The sequence below is a fragment of the Blastomonas sp. genome, from assembly GCF_041747255.1.
In the GTDB taxonomy this organism is placed as follows: domain Bacteria; phylum Pseudomonadota; class Alphaproteobacteria; order Sphingomonadales; family Sphingomonadaceae; genus Blastomonas.
In genome coordinates, this window is record NZ_JBGTFM010000208.1 from 1 (window position 1) to 4,044 (window position 4,044).

The following is a 4,044-nucleotide window of genomic DNA, read 5'->3' on the forward strand; positions in this document are numbered from 1 at the left end:
CGGAAACCGCAATTATCCGGTCAGCCTTGGCACAGGCGCGTTTGGCCGCGAGCCGTCGTCCGAACTGGCGAGCAATGTCGAGCAGCCTATTTTCGCCCACGGGAATGCGGAGCGGCTCCATGTTGCGAACCATGATGACACAGCCCGCACGGCCGGTATCGAACCAGCGTGCGGTCGGAACAAAGACAACTTCAGGCGCCCATTCGATCACCATCTTGCGGATGCGGTTTGCGCGAAACCGTCCCGGTTTCCATTCGCGGACCGGCCATTCGGCAGGGATATTGGCAAGCGCTCCTTGCGGGAGAAACAATCGCAGTTCCGTGACCTCCTCCCGCTCGAGGAACATCGGAATGAGCCGGCGCAGGTATTTCGCCGCGCCGCCGCTCAACGCGCCATTGGTGTACATGACTACAGCGAGTCGCATGGTATCGGCCTTCCGCCCTTCGCGATCGGGCTAACCGCCATTAAGTCCGGCGATTGCGTTTCGCATGAACGGAAGCTCGTCTATCAGCGCCTTGGTCTGCTCCAGATCCAGCCGCTTCGCATTTTGCGAGTTGTAATCTTCCGCCTGGGAGATGCGCGCTTCGCCTTCGACGTAGTACTTGGCGTAGTTCAGATCGCGGCCGTCCGGCGCAATGCGGAAATAATCACCCAGATCCTCCGCTCCCGCCATCTCTTCGCGCGTCATGAGGGTCTCGTAAAGTTTTTCGCCATGACGCGTGCCAATCGATTCGATGGGGTGGTCCGGCTTGCCGAGTAGCTGCCGCACGGCTTCAGCCACGTCGCCGATCTCGGAAGCCGGCGCCTTCTGAACGAAGATGTCGCCATTGCGGCCATTGCGAAACGCGAACAGCACCAACTCGACGGCCTCATCCAGAGACATCATGTAACGGGTCATTTTCGGGTCGGTCACGGTTATGGGTCGGCCATTCGATACCTGATCGACGAAAAGGGGTATCACCGAGCCGCGCGAGGCCATCACATTGCCGTAACGGGTACCGCAAAAGACCGCCTCGTCACCGGAATTCGCACGAGATTTGGCCACCATGACCTTTTCCATCAGAGCCTTCGACATGCCCATGGCATTAATCGGATAAACCGCCTTGTCGGTGCTGAGGCAGATCACTTTTTTGACCGCATTCGCGGTTGCCGCTTCCAGCAGATTGGCGGTGCCCGATATATTTGTCGCCACCGCCTCCATAGGATGGAATTCGCACGACGGTACCTGCTTGAGCGCGGCGGCGTGAAAAATGTAATCCACCCCGCGCGTTGCGTTCAGAACACTCGTCGGGTCGCGGACGTCGCCGATGAAAAAGCGCAGCTTCTCGCTCGTGAAGCGTTTGCGCATGTCGTCCTGCTTCTTTTCATCCCGACTGAAAACACGGATTTCACCGATGTCCGTATCGAGGAATCGTTTCAGCACGGCGGTTCCGAATGATCCCGTGCCACCGGATACCATCAAAGTCTTGCCTCGAAACATTTGTACTACCTCGAAATTGTTGCGGCTTCTGGCGAGATCAGCTGGCCAATGAAACAGGTGGCCGGTTAGGCGATCGTGACCTTGTACTTGCGGCGCCATAGCTCGAGCATCGCAAGTTGGAAAATCTGATGGGCGAGCCGATCGCTACCCTTGCCGCTGCGCAGAAACGCGCGCGTCGCTTCCGGATCGAGCAGCCCGTCTGCGGCACCGTCGGCCAGATTCTCGAGCAAAGAGGACCATGGCCCCCGCAGCCAGGCGCCCAAGGGTATGGAAAAGCCCTGCTTGCGCTCGACGTCGAACCAGTCCGGCAACCGGCGACGAGCAACATGCCGCAATAGCAGTTTGCGTCCGCCATCACTGGCCCGCTGGTGCGGCGCGAGCTGGCCGAAGGCAAACTCGATGATCGCCGGATCGAGCAGTGGCGCACGAACCTCCAATGAGGTGAGCATGCTGGCGCGATCGACCTTCACCAAAATATCGTCGCACATATAGGTCAGGAAGTCGTGAGCCATGGCGCGATCGCCGATATCGCTCCAGCGCGCGATCAGATCGGCCCGCATCTGTTCGGCCCGCATCCCCCGATAAGGCAGGCCCGATCCCATGAGCCGACTGCGGATCAGCGGATCGGCAATTCGGGAAACCGTCAGCACCGGGTCGGCTCGATCCAAGAGGCGCAGCGCCATCTTGCGCGCAAAAAAGGCATTCGGGAGAATGCGTGCAGCAAGGCCCGCCATACCCAGCCGGTGCGTGCCCAAGCGGCGCATCTTTTGGATCTGGCGCACCCAATTGTGCTGCGGATAACCGCCGAACAGTTCATCACCGCCATCACCGCCCAGCGCTACCGTAGCGTTCTGCCGAATCAGCCGACTGACAAGAAAGGTCGGGATCATGGAGCTATCCGCGATCGGCTCGTCGAACTGCTCGGCAAGGGCGGGCAGCAGGTCCAAGGTGTCGGACTCAGCCATCAATTCGGTGTGCTCGGTGCCCAGTTCCCGAGCCAGACGTTTGGCGATCGGACTCTCGTCCAGCAGATCGCTATCGGGGAACCCGATGGTGAAAGTGCGCACCTGGCTGGACACCCGGGTGGCGGTTTCGGCAATCAGCGAACTGTCCAGACCACCACTCAACAGAATGCCGACCGGAACGTCGGCGAGCAGCTGGCGGCGCACCGAATTCGTCAACAGAGGCTCGAACTCGTCTGCCAGCTCGTCGAAGCCGCGTTCGGGCCCGCCATACATCGGCAGCTGCCAATAGGGCTGGATGTCGAGCCTGCCGTCGTCCGCAAAGAATTCGAAAGTGTGACCGGCGGGCAGCTTGCGGAACCCGTCGAGAAGGCAGCGGTCGCGCGAAACATAACCATAGGCGAGAAATTCATCCATGGCGGCGAGATTTATGGTGCGCGGCAGATCGGGATGGCCAAGCAGGGCCTTCAGCTCCGAACCAAAAACTAACAATCCGTCGCGATGGTAGTAGAAGAACGGCTTCTCACCCGCCCGGTCGCGCGCGCCGAACAGCCGGCGCTCCTTGACGTCCCAAATCACGAAGGCAAACATGCCCTGCAGCCTATCGATCGCCGCGTGACCCCACTCACGATAAGCGGTAAGCAGCACCTCCGTGTCGCTGGTCCCGGTGAAGACGTAGCCCTTGGTTTGCAGCTCGCTGCGGATCGAGCGGTGATTGTAAATTTCGCCATTGTAGATCAGCACGTAGCGGCCATCCGCCGAGACCATGGGCTGGTGGCCAGCGTGCGATAGATCGACGATTGCCAGTCGCCTGTGCCCCAGGCCGAGCTGACGATCCGCGCTGATCCACGAGCCTGCCCCATCGGGGCCACGATGAGTCAGGGTATCGCGCATGTCGTCGAGCATTGCGCTCTCGACCGGCGCACGCGATGAATACAATCCTACGAAACCACACATTGAACCGAGCTCTTGCTAAATGCTTCCTCTAGCGAGAGCCGAGGGTCGCCCGCGCTGGTGACATGTGGTGCCGGTAAGCGCAAGCCTCTTCTCGGCGCTAGAAATGTGGGCGAGCGAGCGCGAAATTCGCGACGTGCACCGCTGGATGGCGGCACTGTTGCACCCCGATCGCAGTGGCAGCACCGCCAAGAGCGCTGCGGCCTTGTCCCTGGTCTTCGTGACGTAGCTTTCAAGTACCTTGCCCTCCTGATTGGCCGCTCGCTACAGGTAGTGCAACTCGCCGTTGATCTTCACGTAGACCTCATCGAGGTGCCACTGCCACTGGCGAAGCCGCGCATGCGGCTGACCCGCTGCCTTCGGATATCTGTAGCGAACAGCGGACCTAACCTGTTCCACCAATGCCGGACCGTGTCGTGGCAGATGTCGATGCCGCGCTCAGCCAGCAGGCCCTCGACGTTCCGCAAACTAAGCGGGAAGCGGACGTACATCATCACAACCAAGCGAATTACTTCTGGTGACGCATTGAAATAGCGGAACGGGCTGACTGGTTTAATAGTGCTGGGCATCGCCCTGCCCTAGCTGATCCTCATCGTTCCTCAGGCCAGTGCATTTTTTCTGACAGTGAACTATCGAATCGTCCGATAT

4 protein-coding genes are annotated in these 4,044 nt (G+C 59.9%); all 4 read right to left on the reverse strand.

All coding sequences use genetic code 11. The features are described from left to right. The coding region (locus ACEW8G_RS07435) for a hypothetical protein (RefSeq protein WP_373487796.1) at positions 1 to 388 on the reverse strand (388 nt) is incomplete at its 3' end. 66 nt (positions 389 to 454) lie between these two features. After that, positions 455 to 1,579, reverse strand: a complete 1,125-nt coding sequence (locus ACEW8G_RS07440) for a polysaccharide biosynthesis protein (RefSeq protein ID WP_373487797.1) — start codon at positions 1,577 to 1,579, stop codon at positions 455 to 457. After that, positions 1,546 to 3,399, reverse strand: a complete 1,854-nt coding sequence (asnB, locus tag ACEW8G_RS07445) for an asparagine synthase (glutamine-hydrolyzing) (protein WP_373487798.1) — start codon at positions 3,397 to 3,399, stop codon at positions 1,546 to 1,548. Before asnB ends, ACEW8G_RS07440 begins: the two co-directional genes overlap by 34 nt. A gap of 290 nt (positions 3,400 to 3,689) precedes the next feature. After that, the gene (locus ACEW8G_RS07450) at positions 3,690 to 3,965 is read right to left on the reverse strand and encodes a hypothetical protein (protein ID WP_373487799.1); all 276 of its coding nucleotides are present in this window, start codon (positions 3,963 to 3,965) and stop codon (positions 3,690 to 3,692) included. Positions 3,966 to 4,044 lie beyond the last annotated feature (79 nt).

Coding starts and splice junctions, on each gene's coding strand:
- ACEW8G_RS07440 (WP_373487797.1), bottom strand. CDS start 1,579: ATGGCGCCGCAAGTACAAGGTCACGATCGCCTAACCGGCCACCTGTTT.
- asnB (WP_373487798.1), bottom strand. CDS start 3,399: ATGTGTGGTTTCGTAGGATTGTATTCATCGCGTGCGCCGGTCGAGAGC.
- ACEW8G_RS07450 (WP_373487799.1), bottom strand. CDS start 3,965: ATGCCCAGCACTATTAAACCAGTCAGCCCGTTCCGCTATTTCAATGCG.